General features: G+C 69.5%; 16 protein-coding genes. 12 read left to right on the top strand and 4 right to left on the bottom strand.

Annotation, left to right across the window (positions count from 1 at the left end):
* The first annotated feature begins 35 nt into the window (after positions 1 to 35).
* From Aco03nite_RS22170 to Aco03nite_RS22150, 5 genes are all read left to right on the top strand, one after another.
* Positions 36 to 1,823, top strand: a complete 1,788-nt coding sequence (locus Aco03nite_RS22170) for a S8 family serine peptidase (RefSeq protein WP_203797464.1) — start codon at positions 36 to 38, stop codon at positions 1,821 to 1,823.
* A 38-nt stretch (positions 1,824 to 1,861) separates the two neighbouring features.
* A complete protein-coding gene (gene guaA / locus Aco03nite_RS22165; protein ID WP_203797462.1) occupies positions 1,862 to 3,409 on the top strand; it encodes a glutamine-hydrolyzing GMP synthase in 1,548 nt (515 codons plus the stop codon).
* A 131-nt stretch (positions 3,410 to 3,540) separates the two neighbouring features.
* Positions 3,541 to 4,488, top strand: coding sequence for an NUDIX domain-containing protein (locus tag Aco03nite_RS22160; RefSeq protein WP_203797460.1), 948 nt, complete (start codon positions 3,541 to 3,543; stop codon positions 4,486 to 4,488).
* 5 nt (positions 4,489 to 4,493) lie between these two features.
* On the top strand, positions 4,494 to 5,375 hold the full coding sequence (locus Aco03nite_RS22155) for an NUDIX hydrolase (RefSeq protein ID WP_203797458.1): 882 nt from the start codon (positions 4,494 to 4,496) through the stop codon (positions 5,373 to 5,375).
* 221 nt (positions 5,376 to 5,596) lie between these two features.
* Complete coding sequence (locus Aco03nite_RS22150; protein WP_203797456.1) at positions 5,597 to 6,478, top strand: CDP-alcohol phosphatidyltransferase family protein; 882 nt, start codon at positions 5,597 to 5,599, stop codon at positions 6,476 to 6,478.
* Between the two features lie 160 nt (positions 6,479 to 6,638).
* Here the strand turns inward: Aco03nite_RS22150 and Aco03nite_RS22145 are convergent, their stop codons facing one another.
* From Aco03nite_RS22145 to Aco03nite_RS22135, 3 genes are read right to left on the bottom strand one after another with little or no spacing between them, the layout of a single operon-like run.
* A complete protein-coding gene (locus tag Aco03nite_RS22145; protein WP_203797454.1) occupies positions 6,639 to 7,886 on the bottom strand; it encodes a phosphatidylserine decarboxylase in 1,248 nt (415 codons plus the stop codon).
* Positions 7,887 to 7,946: 60 nt separating this feature from the next.
* Positions 7,947 to 8,291, bottom strand: coding sequence for a hypothetical protein (locus Aco03nite_RS22140; RefSeq protein ID WP_203797452.1), 345 nt, complete (start codon positions 8,289 to 8,291; stop codon positions 7,947 to 7,949).
* Positions 8,288 to 9,649 (bottom strand): PspC domain-containing protein, encoded by a 1,362-nt coding sequence (locus Aco03nite_RS22135; RefSeq protein ID WP_203797450.1) that lies wholly within the window; start codon positions 9,647 to 9,649, stop codon positions 8,288 to 8,290. The genes Aco03nite_RS22140 and Aco03nite_RS22135 overlap by 4 nt, the downstream gene beginning before the upstream one ends.
* 149 nt (positions 9,650 to 9,798) lie before the next feature.
* Between Aco03nite_RS22135 and Aco03nite_RS22130 the strand changes: the two genes are divergently transcribed.
* The 7 genes from Aco03nite_RS22130 (at position 9,799) to Aco03nite_RS22100 (ending at position 17,464) form a co-directional block, all read left to right on the top strand.
* The gene (locus Aco03nite_RS22130) at positions 9,799 to 11,043 is read left to right on the top strand and encodes an ATP-binding protein (protein WP_203797530.1); all 1,245 of its coding nucleotides are present in this window, start codon (positions 9,799 to 9,801) and stop codon (positions 11,041 to 11,043) included.
* Entirely contained in the window at positions 11,040 to 11,708 is a 669-nt protein-coding gene (locus Aco03nite_RS22125; protein ID WP_203797449.1) for a response regulator, read from the top strand. The genes Aco03nite_RS22130 and Aco03nite_RS22125 overlap by 4 nt, the downstream gene beginning before the upstream one ends.
* A 223-nt stretch (positions 11,709 to 11,931) precedes the next feature.
* Positions 11,932 to 13,566: a peptide ABC transporter substrate-binding protein gene (locus Aco03nite_RS22120; protein WP_203797448.1), complete on the top strand. Its 1,635-nt coding sequence runs from the start codon at positions 11,932 to 11,934 to the stop codon at positions 13,564 to 13,566.
* A 105-nt stretch (positions 13,567 to 13,671) separates the two neighbouring features.
* Positions 13,672 to 14,598 carry an ABC transporter permease gene (locus Aco03nite_RS22115; protein ID WP_203797447.1) on the top strand — a complete coding sequence of 309 codons (927 nt, stop codon included), beginning with the start codon at positions 13,672 to 13,674 and terminating at the stop codon, positions 14,596 to 14,598.
* Positions 14,591 to 15,457 carry an ABC transporter permease gene (locus Aco03nite_RS22110; protein WP_203797446.1) on the top strand — a complete coding sequence of 289 codons (867 nt, stop codon included), beginning with the start codon at positions 14,591 to 14,593 and terminating at the stop codon, positions 15,455 to 15,457. The genes Aco03nite_RS22115 and Aco03nite_RS22110 overlap by 8 nt, the downstream gene beginning before the upstream one ends.
* A gap of 8 nt (positions 15,458 to 15,465) precedes the next feature.
* The gene (locus Aco03nite_RS22105) at positions 15,466 to 16,497 is read left to right on the top strand and encodes an ABC transporter ATP-binding protein (RefSeq protein ID WP_203797444.1); all 1,032 of its coding nucleotides are present in this window, start codon (positions 15,466 to 15,468) and stop codon (positions 16,495 to 16,497) included.
* Positions 16,490 to 17,464: an ABC transporter ATP-binding protein gene (locus Aco03nite_RS22100; protein WP_203797442.1), complete on the top strand. Its 975-nt coding sequence runs from the start codon at positions 16,490 to 16,492 to the stop codon at positions 17,462 to 17,464. The genes Aco03nite_RS22105 and Aco03nite_RS22100 overlap by 8 nt, the downstream gene beginning before the upstream one ends.
* Before the next feature lie 29 nt (positions 17,465 to 17,493).
* Here Aco03nite_RS22100 and Aco03nite_RS22095 read toward each other — a convergent pair whose 3' ends face one another.
* Positions 17,494 to 17,790, bottom strand: coding sequence for a chorismate mutase (locus Aco03nite_RS22095; RefSeq protein WP_203797440.1), 297 nt, complete (start codon positions 17,788 to 17,790; stop codon positions 17,494 to 17,496).
* Positions 17,791 to 17,966: the final 176 nt, after the last annotated feature.

The following is a 17,966-nucleotide window of genomic DNA, read 5'->3' as shown; positions in this document are numbered from 1 at the left end:
CGCGATGTGTCGCTCCACGGGGAGGCAGTCACAGAATGAAATCCCTCCATCGGCGGATCGTCGTCGGTCTGTCCGCCGCTGCGCTGCTCGCCGGAGGCGGTGTCGCGGCGGTGTCCGCGAGCGCCTCGGTGACCGGGAAGGCGGCGGCTCAGGACCTGCCGGTCCGCCTGCTGGTCGGCCTGCGTTCGGGTGTCGCCGAGACCACCGAACTTCCCACCATGAAGCGTTTCGGTCTGTCCGAGGCCGGCGCGATGTCGAAGTCGCTGCTCGGTGAGGTCCGGACCAAGTCGGTCGCGGTGCCCAGCGGTCGCGCCAAGGAGGTCACCGCGGCGCTGAAGCTCGACCCGAACGTCTCCTATGTGGAGGTCGACCCGGTCGCCACCAAGTCCGACTTCCGGCCGAACGATCCGCTTTTCACCGCCGGCCGTCAGCCGGAACTGGCGAAGATCAAGGTGCCGACCGCGTGGGACACCACCAAGGGCAACGCGATCAAGGTCGCCGTCATCGACACCGGCGTCACCCCGGTCGGCGACCTGGCCACGTCCGGCAAGGTCCTGTCCGGTTTCAACTTCGTCAACGACACGGCCAACGCCCGGGACAACAATGGGCACGGCACCATCGTGTCCTCGCTGATCGCGGCGACGCCGAACAACGGCGCCGGCATGGCCGGTGTCTGCTCGGCGTGCCAGATCATCCCGGTGAAGGTGCTCAACGCGAAGGGCGCCGGCTACCACTCGGACATCGCCGAGGGTGTCATCTACGCGGTCAAGGCCGGCGCCAAGGTCATCAACATGTCGCTCGGCGGCTACGACTCCTCGACCGTCCTGAAGAACGCGGTGGCCTGGGCCAACGCCAAGGGCGTGCTGGTCGTCGCGGCGGCCGGCAACGAGAACACCTCGAAGTTCAGTTACCCGGCCGCGTACGCCGACGTGCTCTCGGTCGGTGCGACGAACACCCGCAGCGCCGCCAACGCGCGTGCCTCGTTCTCGAACTACGGCAGCTGGGTCGACGTGGCCGCGCCCGGCATCACCGCGGGCCTGTCCACCGGTGGCGGGTACTTCTACGACAACCGCGCCGCCAACTACCCGGTGCAGGGCACGTCGTTCTCCTCGCCGCTGGTCGCCGGGGTCGCCGCGCTGGTCGCGTCGAAGAACCCGGGGTACACCAACTGGGGTCTCCAGCGGGCGATCACCAGCTCGGCCCGGAAGAACACCTGGACCAAGTTCGGTCTGGTCGACGCGGCCGCCGCACTGACCAAGGGCAACGACACCATCGCGCCGACCGCCACCGGCTTCAGCCCGGCGGCCAACGCGAAGGTGCGCAACGGCGCCGTGGTGACGGCCGCCGGTGTGAAGGACGACTGGTCCGGGGTCGGCAAGGTCGACCTGTACCTGGACGGCAAGTGGCACAGCTGGGACTACACCGCCCCGTTCGCTCCGGCGCTGAAGATCCCGGGCCGCAACGGTGCGATCAAGGTCCAGCTGAAGGTCTCCGACAAGGCCGGTAACGCCAAGTGGCTGCCGGTCCGCACGCTGATCGCCGACAACGTCGCCCCGACCGTGTCGATCACCAAGGCCCCGGCCAACAAGGCCAAGGTCAAGGGCACGGTCAAGGTGACCGCGAAGGCCGCTGACAAGTCCGGCATCAGCAAGGTCCAGCTGCTGGTGAACGGCAAGGTGGTCGGTACCGCGGCCAAGGCCTCGGCCGTGCTCAGCTTCAAGGTGGCGAGCCAGAGCAAGACGATGAAGATCCGGCTCCGGGCGTACGACAAGGCGGGGAACGTCAAGTACACCTCCGTCCTCCGTACGTACTACCGAGCCTGACCGATCCGGGGTGCTCGCCCGGTGAGTAAACTCGCCGGGTGAGTACCCCGCGTCCCGTGCTCGTCGTCGACTTCGGCGCCCAGTACGCACAGTTGATCGCCCGCCGGGTCCGCGAGGCCCGTGTCTACTCGGAGATCGTCCCGCACTCGATGCCGGTGGCCGAGATGCTGGCGAAGGATCCCGCCGCGATCATCCTCTCCGGCGGCCCGTCCAGCGTCTACGAGCCCGGTGCTCCGACCCTGGACGCCGGCCTGTTCGACAGCGATGTCCCGGTCTTCGGCATCTGTTACGGCTTCCAGGCGATGGCCCAGGCCCTCGGTGGCACGGTGGCACACACCGGCTCCCGGGAGTACGGCCGGACCCTTCTCGAGTCCCGTGGCGGAACCCTGCTCCGTGAGCTGCCCGCCGACCTGCCGGTCTGGATGAGCCACGGTGACAGCGTCTCGGTCGCTCCGGCCGGTTTCGAGGTCACCGCCTCCACCCCCGGTGCTCCGGTCGCCGCCTTCGAGGACCTGACCTCCAAGCGTGCCGGTGTGCAGTTCCACCCCGAGGTGGCGCACACCGAGCAGGGGCAGGAGATGCTCAAGCGGTTCCTGTACGACATCGCCGGTCTCGAGCCCACCTGGACTCCCAGCAACATCATCGAGGAGCAGGTCGCCCGCATCCGCGAGCAGGTCGGCGACAAGCAGGTGCTCTGCGCGCTCTCCGGTGGTGTCGACTCGGCTGTTGCCGCCGCTCTGGTGCAGAAGGCGATCGGCGACCAGTTGACCTGTGTGTTCGTCGACCACGGTCTGCTGCGGGCCGGCGAGGCCTCGCAGGTCGAGAAGGACTATGTCGGCGTGACCAACGTCCGACTTGTCACGAAAAATGTTGAAGAACAGTTCTTGGGGCATTTGTCGGGCGTCACCGACCCCGAGCAGAAGCGCAAGATCATCGGGCGTGAGTTCATCCGCACGTTCGAAGAGGCCGCCCGCGAGCTCGACGCCGAGCGGCACATCGAGTTCCTGGTGCAGGGCACGCTCTACCCCGACGTGGTCGAGTCCGGCGGCGGCACCGGCACCGCCAACATCAAGTCGCACCACAACGTCGGTGGTCTCCCCGACGACCTCCAGTTCTCCCTCATCGAGCCGCTGCGCACCCTGTTCAAGGACGAGGTCCGCGCGATCGGCAAGGAACTGGGCCTGCCCGACGAGATCGTGCAGCGGCACCCGTTCCCGGGGCCCGGCCTGGCGATCCGGATCATCGGCGCGATCGACCGGGAGCGGCTGGACATCCTGCGCGCCGCCGACCTGATCGCCCGCGAGGAGCTGGCCGCCTCCGGGCTGGACCGGGAGGTCTGGCAGTTCCCGGTGGTGCTGCTCGCCGACGTGCGCAGCGTGGGTGTGCAGGGCGACGGGCGGACCTACGGGCACCCGATCGTGCTCCGCCCGGTCTCCTCCGAGGACGCCATGACCGCGGACTGGTCCCGGTTGCCGTACGACCTGATCGCCAAGATCTCGAACCGGATCACCAACGAGGTTCGGGAGATCAACAGGGTGGTTCTGGACGTCACGAGCAAGCCGCCGGGCACCATTGAGTGGGAGTAACGCCCAGTAGTGGATCAATCGCCCAGGGCGGCGCAAGCTGCCCTGAGCTGCGATTACAGGCCGTTATCCTACTGTCAGGAACCCGACAGAAGTTCTGGAGAGGTAACATAATCCGGGCAGAATTGCCGCCCGTGACCCCCGCACTGGAACCGCTCCGCAGGATCGCCGCCTACGCCGTCGCCCGCGACGACGAAGGACGCGTCCTCCTGGTCCGGGCATCGTCCAGATCCGGCACTCCCGGAGTCTGGTCGCTACCCGGCGGCGCCGTCGATCACGGCGAAGATCCGAACCACACCGTCGTCCGCGAGACCGCGGCGGAGACCGGGCTCTCCGTCGCCGTCTCCGGGCTGCACGACGTCCTGGCCGACATGCGCTCCATGCCGCACCGTGGCGTCACCATCCACACCGACCGGCTGATCTACGCCGTCTCGGTGCGCGGTGGCAACCTCGTCGACCGGGTCGGCCGTCCCACCGACCTGGCCCGATGGCACACCCTGGAAGAGGCCGAGAAACTCAAACTCCGGCCGTTCACCGCCGCCGCGCTCGGGCTCTCCCGCAACGCCGGCGACCTGCGGCCCGAGGAAGCCCCGGTCTTCCCGTCGTTCTACGCCTACGAGGGGCCGGACGGGCTGCACCGGGCACAGCGCTTCGCGGCGTACGCGATCGCCACCGACCCGTACGAGAACCTGCTGCTCACCCGGATCTCCGAGGGCTATCCCGGAGCCGGCTGCTGGCACCTGCCCGGCGGCGGCACCGACTACGGCGAGCAGCCCGGCACCGCCCTGATCCGGGAACTCGTCGAGGAGACCGGCCAGGAGGGCCGCCTCGTCGAGTTGCTCGGCGTGGCCAGCCACCGGGACGCCGCCTCGCTCGGCCCGGAGGGCTACCCGATCGACTGGCACGGCGTCCGGGCGTTCTACCGGGTCGTCGTGGACGCGCCGACCGAGGTGGTCATCCACGACGTCGGCGGCTCGACCTGCGAGGCGCGGTGGATGCCGCTCAAGGAGGTCGCCGAGCTGGCCGGCGAGCAGCTCACCGAGGTGACCGCCGATGCGCTCCGGGCGGCGAAGCTAATCTAGGCCCGGTGAAGATCAGGAGACGAGCGGCGGCGTACGGCGTCTGCCGGTCCACCGACGGTGGTGTGCTGCTCACCCGGGGCTCGGAGGCCTGCGCCTTCCCCGGGGTGTGGTCGCTGCCCGGTGGCGGCATCGACCAGGGCGAGCACCCGGATGACACGGTGGTCCGGGAGTTCGTCGAGGAGACCGGCCTCGACGTCCGGATCGTCGGCGTCCGGGCCGTCCTCGCCGACCTGGCCCGGCTGCCCGACGACTCGATCGAGCACACCGACCGGATCATCTACGACGTCGAGGTGACCGGCGGCACCCTGCGCCCGGAGGCCGACGGCACCAGCGATCTCGTCGAGTGGGCCGACCCGGCCGACCGGCCGCTGCTGCCGTTCGTGGCGGGTGTCCTCGGCGTCCCGTTCGAGGCGACCGCCATCGACGGCCCGTTCGCTGCACCCGAGCGGACCGGCCCGGTGCAGCGTTTCGGCGCGTACGCGCTCGCCACCGACCCGGCCGGGCGGATCCTGCTGACCCTGATCGCGGACGGTTACCCCGGCGGCGGCCACTGGCACCTGGCCGGCGGCGGCACAGATTTCGGGGAGACCCCGGAGCAGGGCCTGGCCCGCGAACTCTACGAGGAGACGTCTCAGCAGGGCCGGATCACCGGACTCGCCGGAATCTCGCACCGCTACGACCCGGCCGCGGTCGGACCTGAGGGAGTACCCCTCGACTGGCATGTGATTCGCGTCGTCTACCGGGTAAGTGTGGAGCAACCGGTCGCCGCGGCGGTCACAGAGTCGGCCGGTGGGTCCACCGCACAAGCCGCCTGGTTCACCGCCGATGAGGCACGCAACCTGCCGCTCACCGAACTGGCGCGGGATGCGCTGGCCCAGGCGGGCTAAAATCGTCACACGGAAGGCCACTGGCGATTGATCGGACGTACCGTTCGCCTCTCGCCAAGGCCGTCCGGCTGTGCGATGGTGTAACCCGCAATTTCGCTGGGCTCGTCAGACTCCGGCGGAACACCCGAGCTCCATGGAGGAAGCACGTGCCGAGTACCCCTTGGCGCCGGCGTCGAACGACGGATAGTCCCCGTCCCGCCGGGCGTCGTTGGGCAGGCCGTTTGCGCCGCAGCGGAACCATCGCGCGGCAAGCCCTGATGGTCCGGGTGGGCCGCCGTTCCGGCGAGACCGGCCGGGCCGCCACCGCGACCCGGGCGGAGGTGCTGCACGTCGGGTCCGACCCGGTGCGCACCTTCGCGATCCCTGCCCCCGGCGTTCCGGCGGACACCGTCGAGGCCGAGGCGACCGCGTCGTCCATCCCGCTGCTGCCCGGCGAGCACACCATGTCCCGCCGGATGAGCTTCGCGCTCGTCAACGGCTGCACCCTGGCCAGCCTCGGTCTCGGCCTGCTGGCGATCTTCCTGGCCATGGACGGTCAGGTGCAGCTCGCCGCCGCCTGCCTGGTCGCCTGCGTCGTCTTCGACGGCCTGGACGGCGCGCTGGCCCGCAAGCTCGGGGTTTCCAGCCCGTTCGGCGCGCAGATGGACTCGCTCGCCGACATGTGCTCGTTCGGCCTGGCCGCGCCGGTCGTGGTCTACGCGTCGCTGGCCGGCCAGGTCCCGCCGGCGGCCGCCGCGATCGCCACCGCACTGGTCGCCGGGTGCGCCGCCATCCGCCTGGCCCGTTTCAACGTGTCACCGAAGGACGGCCGGTTCTTCTGCGGCGTCCCCACCACGATGGCCGCCGCGGTCCTGGCCCTGACGGTGCTGATCGGCCTGCCACTGCCCGGCTTCGTCATGCTCGCTGGTGTGACGCTGCTCGCTTTCGCGATGGTGTCGAGCTTCCCGTACGCGAAGCTCGCCCGCCTGCTGAAACTCCCGCCGTGGCTGTGGCTGCTCCCGATCGTCAGCGCCCTGATCGACCCGCGCATGACGTTCGTCCTGATCGTCGCCGCCTACCTGTTCAGCGGCCCGATCCTGTGGATGAGGGCCAAACGGGCCTGACAAACCCGCCCGCTCAAGGAAAACCGCTTCTCTCCGGAGAGGCGGTTTTCCTTTTTTGTACGCCCGTCAAAAGCCCCGCCCCGTCACGCGAGGAGGCCCGGAGTGGGGCCTGGCTTGCGTGGACGGGGCGGGACTTCGGACGGGCGTACCAGAAAAAGGGTCAGTTCTTCCAGCGGGCGATTACCGTCGCACCGCCGACCACCCGCTCGTCCACCGTGACCAGGGACTCTGCCTTGTCTGCCGGGAGGTAGACGTCGGTGCGGGAGCCGAAGCGGATCAGGCCGTAGCGCTCGCCCTTGGCCAGCAGGGTGCCGACGGGGGCGCGCTGGACGATGCGGCGGGCGATCAGGCCGGTGCGCTGGGCCACGACCACCGTGCCGTGGTCGGTGTCCAGGACCGTGTAGGCGGCCACGTTGTGCTCGGCGGCGGCGGTGGCCGCGTTGGCGTAGCCGCCCTCCTCGACGAAGTAGTCGGCCACCCGGCCGGCCACCGGAGCACGGTTGACGTGCACGTCGAAGACCGACAGGAAGACCGCGATGCGCAGGAACTCGCCCTCGCCGAAACGCTCGTCGCGGAGGCGCTCCACCGACAGGACCTTGCCGTCGGCGGCGGCGATCACCGCGGACGGGTCGCCGGGGACGTCGCGGACCGGGTCGCGGAAGAACGCGGCGACCGGGGCGGCGGCGATCGCCGGGAGCAGCCACAGCTTCGACTTCGGGCGGGCGCGGCGAGCCAGGACGGCCAGGCCGAGCGCGATGCCGGCGGCGGCGACACCGTTGGAGTCGATGTGCATGGTGCTGGTCACCGGGACGCTCGACGTCCGGTACGCCGGGGCCAGCTTCGTCGCGGACGACACCTCGGCGGGCGTGAAACGCAGCTTGTGCACGCGCAGCGGCGGCTGGTTACGGACCACCAGGTCGGAGCCGACACCGAAGAGCGCGCCCTGCCGGAACAGCTCGGCGGCGGCACCCTGGGTGCGGCCGGGGCCGGCCGGGACGGCGACGGAGAGCACGGCGCCGTCGGCGAGATATTTGGTGAGCTGCTCGATCCGGGTGCGGGCCTCGTCGGCGGTGCCGGTCAGCGGCTCGCCGACGATCAGCACGTCGGCGGGCTGGGCCTCGTCGAGGGACTCGACGACCTTGACCCGGTCGGCGACCCAGCTGCCCAGGCCGGTGATGTGCCCACGGAGCAGGTCACTGCTGCTGTTGACGCCGGGGACCAGGGTGAGGGTGTCGCCGGGAAGCAGGGCCTCGACGGCGGCGGCCACCACGGCCGAGGCGTGATCGGCGCCGACCAGCAGAGCGGACGTTGCCGCGTTCTGCCGGGCGAACTCGGCGGTCAGGGCGCGGGCGGCCCGGGCACCCACGCCGGGGACGGGCGCGACGGAGACGGTCGGAAACGCGGTCATCCGTCGAGCATATTGCCCCGCCCGGGGTGGTCGTTCCCTCGGGCGGGGCAATGGTGGTGCTCAGCTCTCGGCGGGGCGGTCCTTGGCCGGGTGCTCGCGGGTGAACTTCTCGGACGGATCGTCCATCAGCTCGCGGACGATCGAGGCGTGCATCTCCGGCGGCAGATCGCCGGGGGTCGGCTCGACGGTGGCGGCGGCCGGAACCGGCGCCGGGGTCTCGCGACGACCGGAACGGATCGCCCCGAGCAGGCCCGCCACCCCGAAGAAGATCAGCCCGCCGGCCACGATCCAGCCCACTGCCGGAAGCTGGAGCGTGATCACCTGGGAGACCGCCCACCAGAGCGCGACCAGCAGGAACAGCAGGCCGAAGCTGAGCGATACGCCGTCCATGCGATGCGGTTTCATCGGATCACCTCCAGGTTGCCGGCTTCCATGCGGATGTTGAGCTGGACCTTGCCGTCCTTCTCGCCCTGCGCTCCGGCGTCGGTCACCTCGCGGACCGCGCTGTCGTTGAACTCGGTGTTGAACAGGACCATCCGGCCGCCCTCGACACCGGCGTCGACGGTCGCGTCCACCGAGTCCGGGAGCAGGACCCGGAGCTGGCCGAGTTTCATGGTGACCGCGATGTCCTGGCTCTGCCCGTCGAAGTCGACGCCCCGCAGGTCCAGGGTGACGTTGCCGACGTTGAAGTCGTACTCGTCGGCGACGGCGGCGAGCGTGGCCGGGCGGTAGACGCTCGGGGTCAGGTCCCGGCCGAACCGTTCCAGACCGGACGAGACGCCCAGGGCGAAGCTGAGGACCAGGGCGAGCGCGATCAGGCCGCGGGCCCGGCCGAACCAGGTGCCGACGATCAGGCCGAGCGCGGTGGTCACCAGAGCCGCCGCGAAGTAGGTCGAGAAGCTCACGTCGGCGCCGCTCATGTCGATCGCGCCGACCAGACCGGTCACCATCACGACCGCGAAGAACGTCAGCCGGCCGAGGATCGAGCGCTCCTTCGGCGGTTTCGGCGGCCGGGGCGGCACGGGCGGGGGAGGCGGCGGCGGGGTCGGGCCGGCGAACGGGCCGTGCGGCGCGAACGGCGGGCGGTAGCCGGTGGCGGGCGGCGGCGGGGTGTACGCCGGAGGAGGCGTCGTCACCTGTTCAGCGGCCGGTGCGGCCGTGGGCGGCGCCACGAACGCCACCGTCGGCTCCTCGGGGGCCGGCGCCGGACCGGGCGGCGGCGGGGGTGCCGGTGGCGCGCCGGCCGGTGCTCCCGGAAAGGACGGCGCCCCGCCCTTTTTGATCAGCAGGAAGGCGCCGATCACCACGACCGCGGCGAGCATGCTGGCCCGGGTGCCGGAGTTGACGATGAAGGCGAACGTCAGCAGGGCGCCGCTGCCGAGCAGGACCACCGAGAGCGGCGCCATGCCGGACTGGCCCTTGCCGAGCAGGGACTCGACGGGCGAGGCGGTGTCACCCTCGGACGGGATGACCAGCCAGCCGATGAGGTAGAGCAGGACGCCGGTGCCACCGAGGACACCGAGCACGGCGAGCAGGACCCGCCAGAGCACCGGGTCGGTGTTGGTCGCCCGGGCGATGGCCCCGCAGACACCGGCAACGTAACGCCCCTGCTGGGGGCGGACCAGTTGCTGACGGGCCCAGGCCGCGGAGGCCGCGGAGACCCAGGGCGGCACGTTGGAGCCGGGCGGGAAGCCGCCGGGCTGCTGGTCGGAAGGTGCCTGGTCGCCCTTCACGGGACCGGCACCGGGTGCTTCGTCGTTCATGGCTTCGATCCTGCTCGGCCCGGCACCCGATCCGCTTCCGGAACCGACCCTGAGGCCACCCTGAGATATCCGGTCCCGGATACCGGGGGACTTTCCCCGTGGTCCGGGCCCGCCGTACGTGTGACGATCGAAGGGTGACCACCGCTGCCGTGAAACCACCGCGCCGCCTCTACCGGCCACGCGATCAGCGCATCGTCGCCGGCGTCGCGACCGGTCTGGCCCGCCACCTGGGCATCCCGGTGCTGGCCGTGCGGATCACGCTCGTGGTCATGCTCGGTTTCAACGCCCTGGGCCTGCTGCTCTACGCGGCCTACTGGGCAGTGCTGCCGCAGGAGGCCCGGGCCGACGAGGAGCCGGCCAGCCGCGATCTGGGCGCCATCCTGCCGTTCGCGGCGATCGGCATGGGCGTGATCCTGTTGCAGGCCCTGGTCTTCGAGGACCAGGTGGCCACCACGGTCGGCTGGATGATCGCGGTGATCGCGGTCGGCGCCGGCGTGATCTGGCACCAGTCCGACCCGAGCCGCCGTGACCTGCGCTCGGAGAATCTGGCCTCCACCCCGTGGTTCACCGCGATCGTGTCGGAGAACGACAGGCGCTCGTTCATGTTCCGGTTCATCGGCGGCGGCATCCTGGTCGCGGTCGGCATCATCGGTGTGGTCGCGGTCTACTCGCCGTCCGAGTCGATCGGCGCGGTGTTCAACGGCGTGATCTTCGCCTTCGTCGGCCTGCTCGGTGTCGGCGTGGTGGTCGCCCCGCTGGTCTGGCGCACGTTCGGGCAGCTGCGGGCCGAGCGCGAGGGCCGCATCCGCGAGCAGGAGCGGGCCGAGCTGGCCGCGATGATCCACGACCAGGTGCTGCACACGCTGGCCCTGATCCAGCGCAACTCCACCGACATCAAGGAGGTGCAGCGCCTCGCCCGCGGGCAGGAGCGCAGCCTCCGCAACTGGCTCTACCGGCCGACCTCCTCGCCGACCGAGCGGTTCGCCGCCGCGCTGGAGCAGGCCGCCGCCGAGGTGGAGGACACCTACGCGATCTCGGTGGAGACGGTGGTGGTGGGCGACACCCAGTGCGACGACAAGGTGGCGGCTCTGGTCGCGGCGGCCCGCGAGGCTCTGGTGAACGCGGCCCGGCACGCCGGGGTGCAGACGGTTTCGCTCTATGCCGAGGTGGAGGAGGATGAGTTGAGCGTCTTCGTCCGTGACCGCGGCGCGGGCTTCGACATCGGCGGCGTGGCGGAGAGCCGGCACGGGGTCCGGGGGTCGATCATCGGGCGGATGCAGCGCCACGGTGGGCGCGCCGAGATCCGGAGCGCCCCCGGAGACGGTACGGAGGTGCGGCTCATGCTTCCCATGGCGAGGGAGAGCGTGTCCGCCGGTAAGGAGTCTGTGCGATGACCGAACCCGTGATCGAGCCCGAGGCCCGGAGGCTGAACGTCTTCCTGGTCGACGACCACGCGATGTTCCGCGCCGGTGTGCGCGCCGAGCTGGGAGCCCACGTCGACGTGGTGGGGGAGGCGAGCACCGTGAGCGAGGCGATCAGCCGGATCGGCGCGGTGCAGCCCGATGTGGTCCTGCTCGACGTGCACATGCCGGACGGCGGCGGCCGTGCCGTGCTGGAGTCGGTGCGCCGCACCCATCCGCAGGTGAAATTCCTGGCCCTGTCGGTGTCGGACGCCGCGGAGGACGTGATCGGTCTCATCCGGGCCGGCGCCCGGGGCTATGTGACGAAGACGATCTCGCCGGACGAGCTGGCCGGGGCGGTGCTGCGGGTGGCCGACGGTGACGCCGTCTTCAGTCCGCGGTTGGCCGGTTTTGTGCTCGACGCGTTCGCCTCCCGGCCGGATGTGCCGGTGGCCGACCCGGAGCTGGACCAGCTCACCAACCGCGAGCGGGAGGTGCTGCGGCTGCTGGCGCGGGGGTACGCATACAAGGAGATCGCTAAAGAGTTGTACATCTCCATCAAAACCGTTGAGACGCACGTCTCGAATGTTCTGCGAAAATTGCAGATGAGTAACCGTTACGAACTGTCACGATGGGCAGCCGATCGGCGTCTTGTCTGACCCCGCAACGGTTGATCGTCAAGGCTTTTCGGCTAGGCTGCGCTCCGTGCCGTAACGGAAGCCCCTTGGAGTTTTCCCAGCTCAGAGGCCTCGAAAACGACTGGATCGGGCGTAAGCGGCTAATATCGGCTTGATAACGGGGCTCCGGGTTTACGTGTCTCTGTGTCACAGTGGCAGCTACTCACACACCCCCTCGTGAGCGCCCCTGAAGGAGGCACCCCCGATGCTCGGGAAACGCCCGTGGAAGATGGCGGCCGGACTGGCCGCCATCTCTCTGCTGATCGCCGGTTGTGGCGGTGGTGACTCGGACGGTGAGTCCGCCAACTCCAACACTGTCGTGATCGGTCTATCCGAGCCGTCGGACCTCCTGCCCTCGAACGTCACGGATGTCAACGGCACCACGATCCTCAGCTCGCTGTTCTACCCCCTGCTGGAGTTCAACGCCCGCAAGGAGCCGGTGGAGGCCGCGGCCCAGTCGATCACGCCGGACAAGTCCAACCGGATCTGGACGATCAAGCTCAAGCCGGGCTTCACCTTCCACAACGGCGAGCCGGTCACGTCGCAGAACTACATCGACGCGTGGAACTACGGCGCTTACGGGCCGAACGCGCAGACCGGCAGCAACTTCTACGCGCGGATCGCCGGCTACGACGATCTGAACCCGGAGGACCCGGACAAGGAGGGCCCGCAGAAGGCCCCGACGCCGACGACCAACAAGATGTCCGGTCTGAAGGCGATCGACGACCTGACCCTCCAGGTGACCCTGTCCGCGCCGTTCTCCAGCTTCAAGACGGTGCTCGCCTACTCGGTCTTCTACCCGCTGCCGAAGGCCGCGTTCGCCTCGGACGGGGTGATCGTCGAGGGCTTCGCCGAGTCGATCATCGGAAACGGCCCGTTCAAGATGGTCGGCAAGTGGGTCCACGACGACAAGGTGGTCGTGGAGAAGGTCGCGAACTTCAAGGGCAAGGTCCCGAAGATCGACGGCGTCACCTGGAAGATCTACCAGGACGAGCTGACCGAGTACGCGGACCTGGTCACCGGCAGCCTGGACGTGCAGACCAGCATCCCGATCGAGGCGCTCTCCAGTGCCCCCGCGGACCTGGGTGAGCGGTTCCAGCGCAGTGAGAACTCGGGCTTCGACGCCCTGGGCTTCCCGGTCTACGACACGACGTGGAGCAACCCGAACGTCCGCAAGGCGATCTCGATGGCGATCAACCGGGACGAGATCGCCGAGCAGATCTTCCTCGGTTCCCGTTCGGCGGCGCACGCGTTCGTCTCGCCGGTGGTCGCCGGTTACCGGGAGAACAGCTGCGGCGAGGCCTGCCAGTACAACCCGAACAAGGCCAAGGAGCTGTACCAGGCCGGCAAGGGCCCGTCCGAGATCAAGATCACGTACAACGTCGACGGTGGCCACAAGGCCTGGGTCGACGCCACCTGCGGCCAGATCACCGCGTCGCTCGGCGTCACCTGCGTCGGCAACCCGGTGGGTAAGTTCGCCGACCTCCAGGCGATGGCCCGGGCCCACGAGCCGATCGGTATCTTCCGTCTCAGCTGGTCGATGGACTACCCGCTGATGGAGAACTACCTCGGCCCGCTGTACAGCTCGAAGGGCTCGTCGAACTTCTCCGGCTTCGCCAGCGCGAAGTTCGACCAGCTGCTGAAGCAGGGCTCGGCGGCGTCCACGCCGGCCGCGGCGATCAAGAAGTGGCAGGACGCCGAGGACATCCTGGTCCAGCAGATGCCGTTCATCCCGCTGCGCTTCTCGAACAACGTCTACGGCTACTCGGAGAAGGTCACCAACGTCGAGATCGACCTGTTCATGAAGGTGAACCTGTACGAGATCGAAACCATCGCCTGATCTGATCGGCGAGAACAACGGTGGCGTCACGGGGAGCAAACGACCGTGACGCCACTACTGTGTTGACGTTCTACTGATCTCCGTCGCCGAAGAGGCCGAAACCGAATGTTCCGCTACATCGTGCGGCGCTTACTACAGATGATCCTGACCTTCTTCGGGGCCACCTTCGTAGTCTTCGCGCTGATGTTCGCCAACCAGGACGACCCGATCCAGGCGCTGGCGGGCGAGAAGCCGGTCAGCGACAACGTGCGTGCCGTGCTGACCGAGCGGTACCACCTGGACGAGAGTTTCCCGGTGCAGTACTGGTACTACATGAAAGGCCTGCTCACCGGCGATCTGGGCCGGTCGATGGCGGGCCGGGACATCGGCGAGATGCTGTCCGGCGCCTGGCCGGTGACACTGAAGCTGTCGGCTCTGGCGATCGTCGTCGCGGCGCTGATCGCGATCACCGCGGGGGTCTGGTCGGCGATCCGGCGCGGCGGCTTCTTCGACAACAGCACCCTGCTGATGACCCTGCTGCTGCTGGCCGTGCCGATCGTGGTGCTCGCCCCGGTGGCCCAGCTGGTCTTCGCGATGGAGCTGCGCTGGTTCCCGGCGACCACGACGGCCCGGGCCGGGCTCTACGACCTGCTGCTGCCGGCGGTGGTGCTCGCCTGTTCGGTGATGGCCACCCAGCTGCGGGTCACCCGTACCTCGGTGGTGGAGAACCTGCGGGCCGACTACGTGCGGACCGCCCGGGCCAAGGGCCTGACGCCGCGCCGGGTGACCTGGGTGCACGTGCTGCGCAACTCGCTGATCCCGGTGATCACCCTGATCGGTGTCGACCTGGGCATGCTGATGTCCGGCGCGATCATCGTCGAGGAGGTCTTCAACATCCCGGGGGTCGGCTTCAACCTGGCCCGCGGCATCCGCGCCGAGGACGGCCCGCTGGTGGTCGGTTTCGTCAGCGTCCTGGTCGTCGTCTTCCTGGTCGTGAACCTCGTCGTCGACCTGCTCTACGCCGCCCTGGACCCGAGGATCCGTTATGAGTGACACCCGCAGTCGTAGCCTGGCCGGGGACGCCTGGACGGACCTGCGCCACAACAAGATCTTCTGGGCGTCCGGCGTGCTGGTCGCCCTGATCCTGCTGATGGCGGTCGTGCCGTCGCTGTTCACTTCGGCCGATCCCGCCGTCTGCACGCTGGCGAACCAGAATCAGGGACCAAGTTCAACCGCCTGGTTCGGGTACGACTTCCAAGGCTGCGACGTCTTCGCCCGGACCGTGTACGGCACCCGTGACTCGCTCGAGGTCGGCCTGCTCTCCACCCTGCTCGCCGGTGTTCTCGGCCTGATCGTGGGGATGGCCGCCGGCTGGTTCGGCGGGGTCGTCGACGCGGTGCTGTCCCGGCTGACCGACATCATGCTGGGCGTGCCGCTGCTGCTGGCCGCGGTGGTCTTCTCCGGCCGGCTGTCCAGCCCGTTCGAGGACGGCGTCTTCGCGGTGACACTCACCCTGGGCCTGCTGACCTGGACCGCGGCGGCCCGGGTGATGCGGTCCGCGGTGATCACGGCGAAGTCCCAGGATTACGTGGCGGCCGCCCGGATGCTCGGCGCCGGCCCGGCCCGGCTGGTGTTCCGGCACGTCCTGCCGAACTCGATCGCCTCGTTCATCGTGGTGATCACGATCCTGCTGGGCACCAACATCGCCGCCGAGGCGACGCTCTCCTACCTCGGTGCGGGGCTCGGCGGCGACGCGATCAGCTGGGGCCTGCAGATCGCCGAGGCCCGGAATTACGCCCGGATCGCGGCGTCCCCGCTGGTCTGGCCGTCCGTCTTCCTCGCCGTGACCGTGCTGGCCTTCATCATGCTGGGCGACGCCATCCGCGACGCCTTCGACCCGAAGCTGCGGTGACCCACACCATGACCGACATCAAGGGGCAGGTGGACGCCCTGCCGGGGACCGACCCCCGCGCGCCCCTGCTCCAGATCAACGACCTGCACGTGGAGTTCCACACCCGGGACGGTGTCGCGAAAGCCGTCAACGGGGCGAGCTTCTGGCTGAACCCCGGCGAGACCCTGGCGATCCTCGGCGAATCGGGCTGCGGCAAGTCGGTGACCGCCCAGGCGATCATGGGCATCCTGGAGACCCCGCCCGCTCACATCACCCAGGGCGAGGTCCGGTACCGCGGCGTCGACCTGCTGAAACTGCCGGAGGCGCAGCGCCGGAAGGTCCGCGCCAACCGGATCGCGATGATCTTCCAGGACGCGCTGTCCGCGCTGAACCCGGTCTACTCGGTCGGTTTCCAGCTCGCCGAACTGTTCCGGGTGCACCGCGGGATGTCCCGCGGCGACGCGCGGAAACGGGCCGTCGAACTACTCGACCAGGTCCGGATCCCGGGCGCGAAGAGCCGCGTCCACGACTACCCGCACCAGTTCTCCGGCGGCATGCGGCAGCGCGTCATGATCGCGATGGCGCTGGCGCTCGACCCCGAGGTGCTGATCGCCGACGAGCCCACCACCGCGCTCGACGTCACGGTGCAGGCGCAGATCATGGGCCTGCTCGCCGAGCTGCGACGCGAGCGGAACATGGGTCTCGTGCTGATCACCCACGACATGGGTGTGGTCGCCGACGTCGCGGACCGGATCTCGGTGATGTACGCCGGCCGGGTCGTCGAGGAGGCGCCGGTGTACGACATCTACGCCCGCCCCGGCCACCCGTACACCCGGGCGCTCCTGGAGTCGATCCCGCGCCTGGACCTCAAGGGCCAGCAGCTCAGCGTGATCCAGGGGCTGCCGCCGGCGCTCACCGACATCCCCGCGGGCTGCGCCTTCCACCCCCGCTGCCGGTACGCCAAGGACCCGTGCCGTCAGGACCCGGCGCCTCCGGCGTACTCGATCGCACCGCACCGCACCGCCCGCTGCCACTTCTTCCGGGAGGTCCTCGGTGAGTGACGTCGTCCTCCAGACCCGGAGTCTGGTCAAACACTTCAAGAGCCGGGACGGCGCGGTACGGGCGGTCGACGGCGTCGATCTGCAACTGCGGCGGGGCGAGACGCTGGGTGTGGTCGGCGAGTCCGGCTGCGGCAAGTCGACCCTGGCCAAGCTGCTCGTCGGGCTGGAGAAGCCGACGTCCGGGGCGATCGCGGTACGCGGCCAGGACATGGTCCGGCTCAAGGGCGGTGACCTGCGCCGGGCCCGCCGCAACATCCAGATGGTGATGCAGGACCCGTACACCTCGCTCAACCCGCGGATGACGGTCGGCGACATCATCGGCGAGCCGTTCGAGATCCACTCCGACGTGGTGCCGAAGGGCAAGCGCCGGCAGGCCGTGCAGGATCTGCTGGACACCGTCGGACTGAACCCGGACCACGCCGGCCGGTACCCGCACCAGTTCTCCGGCGGTCAGCGGCAGCGCATCGGCATCGCCCGGGCGCTGGCGCTCAAGCCGGAGATCCTGGTCTGCGACGAGCCGGTGTCGGCGCTCGACGTGTCGATCCAGGCGCAAGTGATCAACCTGCTGGAGCGGCTGCAGGACGACTTCGGGCTGTCGTACATCTTCATCGCGCACGACCTGTCGGTGGTCCGGCACATCGCCGACCGGGTGGCCGTGATGTACCTGGGCAAGATCGTCGAGCAGGGGCACGACGTGGCGATCTACGACCAGCCGACCCACCCGTACACCCAGGCGTTGATCTCCGCCGTGCCCGTGCCGGACCCGCGCCTGCGGGGCCGCCGGGACCAGATCGTCCTCGAAGGGGACGTGCCGTCGCCCGCCGATCCGCCGTCCGGATGCCGCTTCCGCACCCGCTGCTGGAAGTCACAGCACGTCTGCGGCGAGCAGGAGCCGGTCCTGCAGATCCGGGAACGCTCGCCGCACCCGTCGGCCTGCCACTTCGCGGAGGTGCGCCGGGTGCGGTGAGCGCCGGATCGTCGCGACGGTACGCCGGATCAGAGGGGGCCGCGGCCCGAGCGGAGCAGGAGCAGGGCGACCTGGGTGCCGTCCGGGCCGAGCGCCTCCCGGAAGTGCTCGATGATCTCCCGCTCCCGGGCCAGCACCAGGCGGGTGCCGCCACTGGCCATCCGGGTCTTGCCGACCTCCTGGGAGAGCGCCGAACGCTCCAGCCAGAGGTCGATGATGGTCTTGTCGATCTCGTTGATCCGCTCGCGGATGCCGCGGATCTTCTCGGCGGCCGCGTCCTCGCCCGCGCCCGCGCCGGTGGTCTGGTCCATCAGGTCGGCGGTCATGTCATGCTCCTCAGGTGCTGACGTCCCGGCCACCCCGGCCCGGACAGCATCAAGCCCCGAGCTGGAGAGCCCGGGGCTTGATGTAGGTCTGGGGTTCAGGCGCGACCTACGGCTGCCGGGGCTCCGGTGCCATAGGTAAAAAATCGCGCCTGCTGGATCACGAGCCGAGTATGCCC

Origin of the sequence: Actinoplanes couchii (genome assembly GCF_016862075.1) — a bacterium.
In the GTDB taxonomy this organism is placed as follows: Bacteria; Actinomycetota; Actinomycetes; order Mycobacteriales; family Micromonosporaceae; genus Actinoplanes; species Actinoplanes couchii.
The sequence above is the reverse complement of the archived record's forward strand: the minus strand, read 5'-3'. Positions and strand labels throughout refer to the sequence as shown.

What these genes read in the sequence shown, in the direction of transcription:
- Aco03nite_RS22125 (WP_203797449.1), top strand. Translation starts at nt 11,040, where the DNA reads ATGACCGAACCCGTGATCGAGCCCGAGGCCCGGAGGCTGAACGTCTTC.
- Aco03nite_RS22110 (WP_203797446.1), top strand. Translation starts at nt 14,591, where the DNA reads ATGAGTGACACCCGCAGTCGTAGCCTGGCCGGGGACGCCTGGACGGAC.
- Aco03nite_RS22120 (WP_203797448.1), top strand. Translation starts at nt 11,932, where the DNA reads ATGCTCGGGAAACGCCCGTGGAAGATGGCGGCCGGACTGGCCGCCATC.
- Aco03nite_RS22135 (WP_203797450.1), bottom strand. Translation starts at nt 9,649, where the DNA reads ATGAACGACGAAGCACCCGGTGCCGGTCCCGTGAAGGGCGACCAGGCA.
- Aco03nite_RS22170 (WP_203797464.1), top strand. Translation starts at nt 36, where the DNA reads ATGAAATCCCTCCATCGGCGGATCGTCGTCGGTCTGTCCGCCGCTGCG.
- Aco03nite_RS22145 (WP_203797454.1), bottom strand. Translation starts at nt 7,886, where the DNA reads ATGACCGCGTTTCCGACCGTCTCCGTCGCGCCCGTCCCCGGCGTGGGT.
- Aco03nite_RS22105 (WP_203797444.1), top strand. Translation starts at nt 15,466, where the DNA reads ATGACCGACATCAAGGGGCAGGTGGACGCCCTGCCGGGGACCGACCCC.
- Aco03nite_RS22115 (WP_203797447.1), top strand. Translation starts at nt 13,672, where the DNA reads ATGTTCCGCTACATCGTGCGGCGCTTACTACAGATGATCCTGACCTTC.
- Aco03nite_RS22095 (WP_203797440.1), bottom strand. Translation starts at nt 17,790, where the DNA reads ATGACCGCCGACCTGATGGACCAGACCACCGGCGCGGGCGCGGGCGAG.
- Aco03nite_RS22140 (WP_203797452.1), bottom strand. Translation starts at nt 8,291, where the DNA reads ATGAAACCGCATCGCATGGACGGCGTATCGCTCAGCTTCGGCCTGCTG.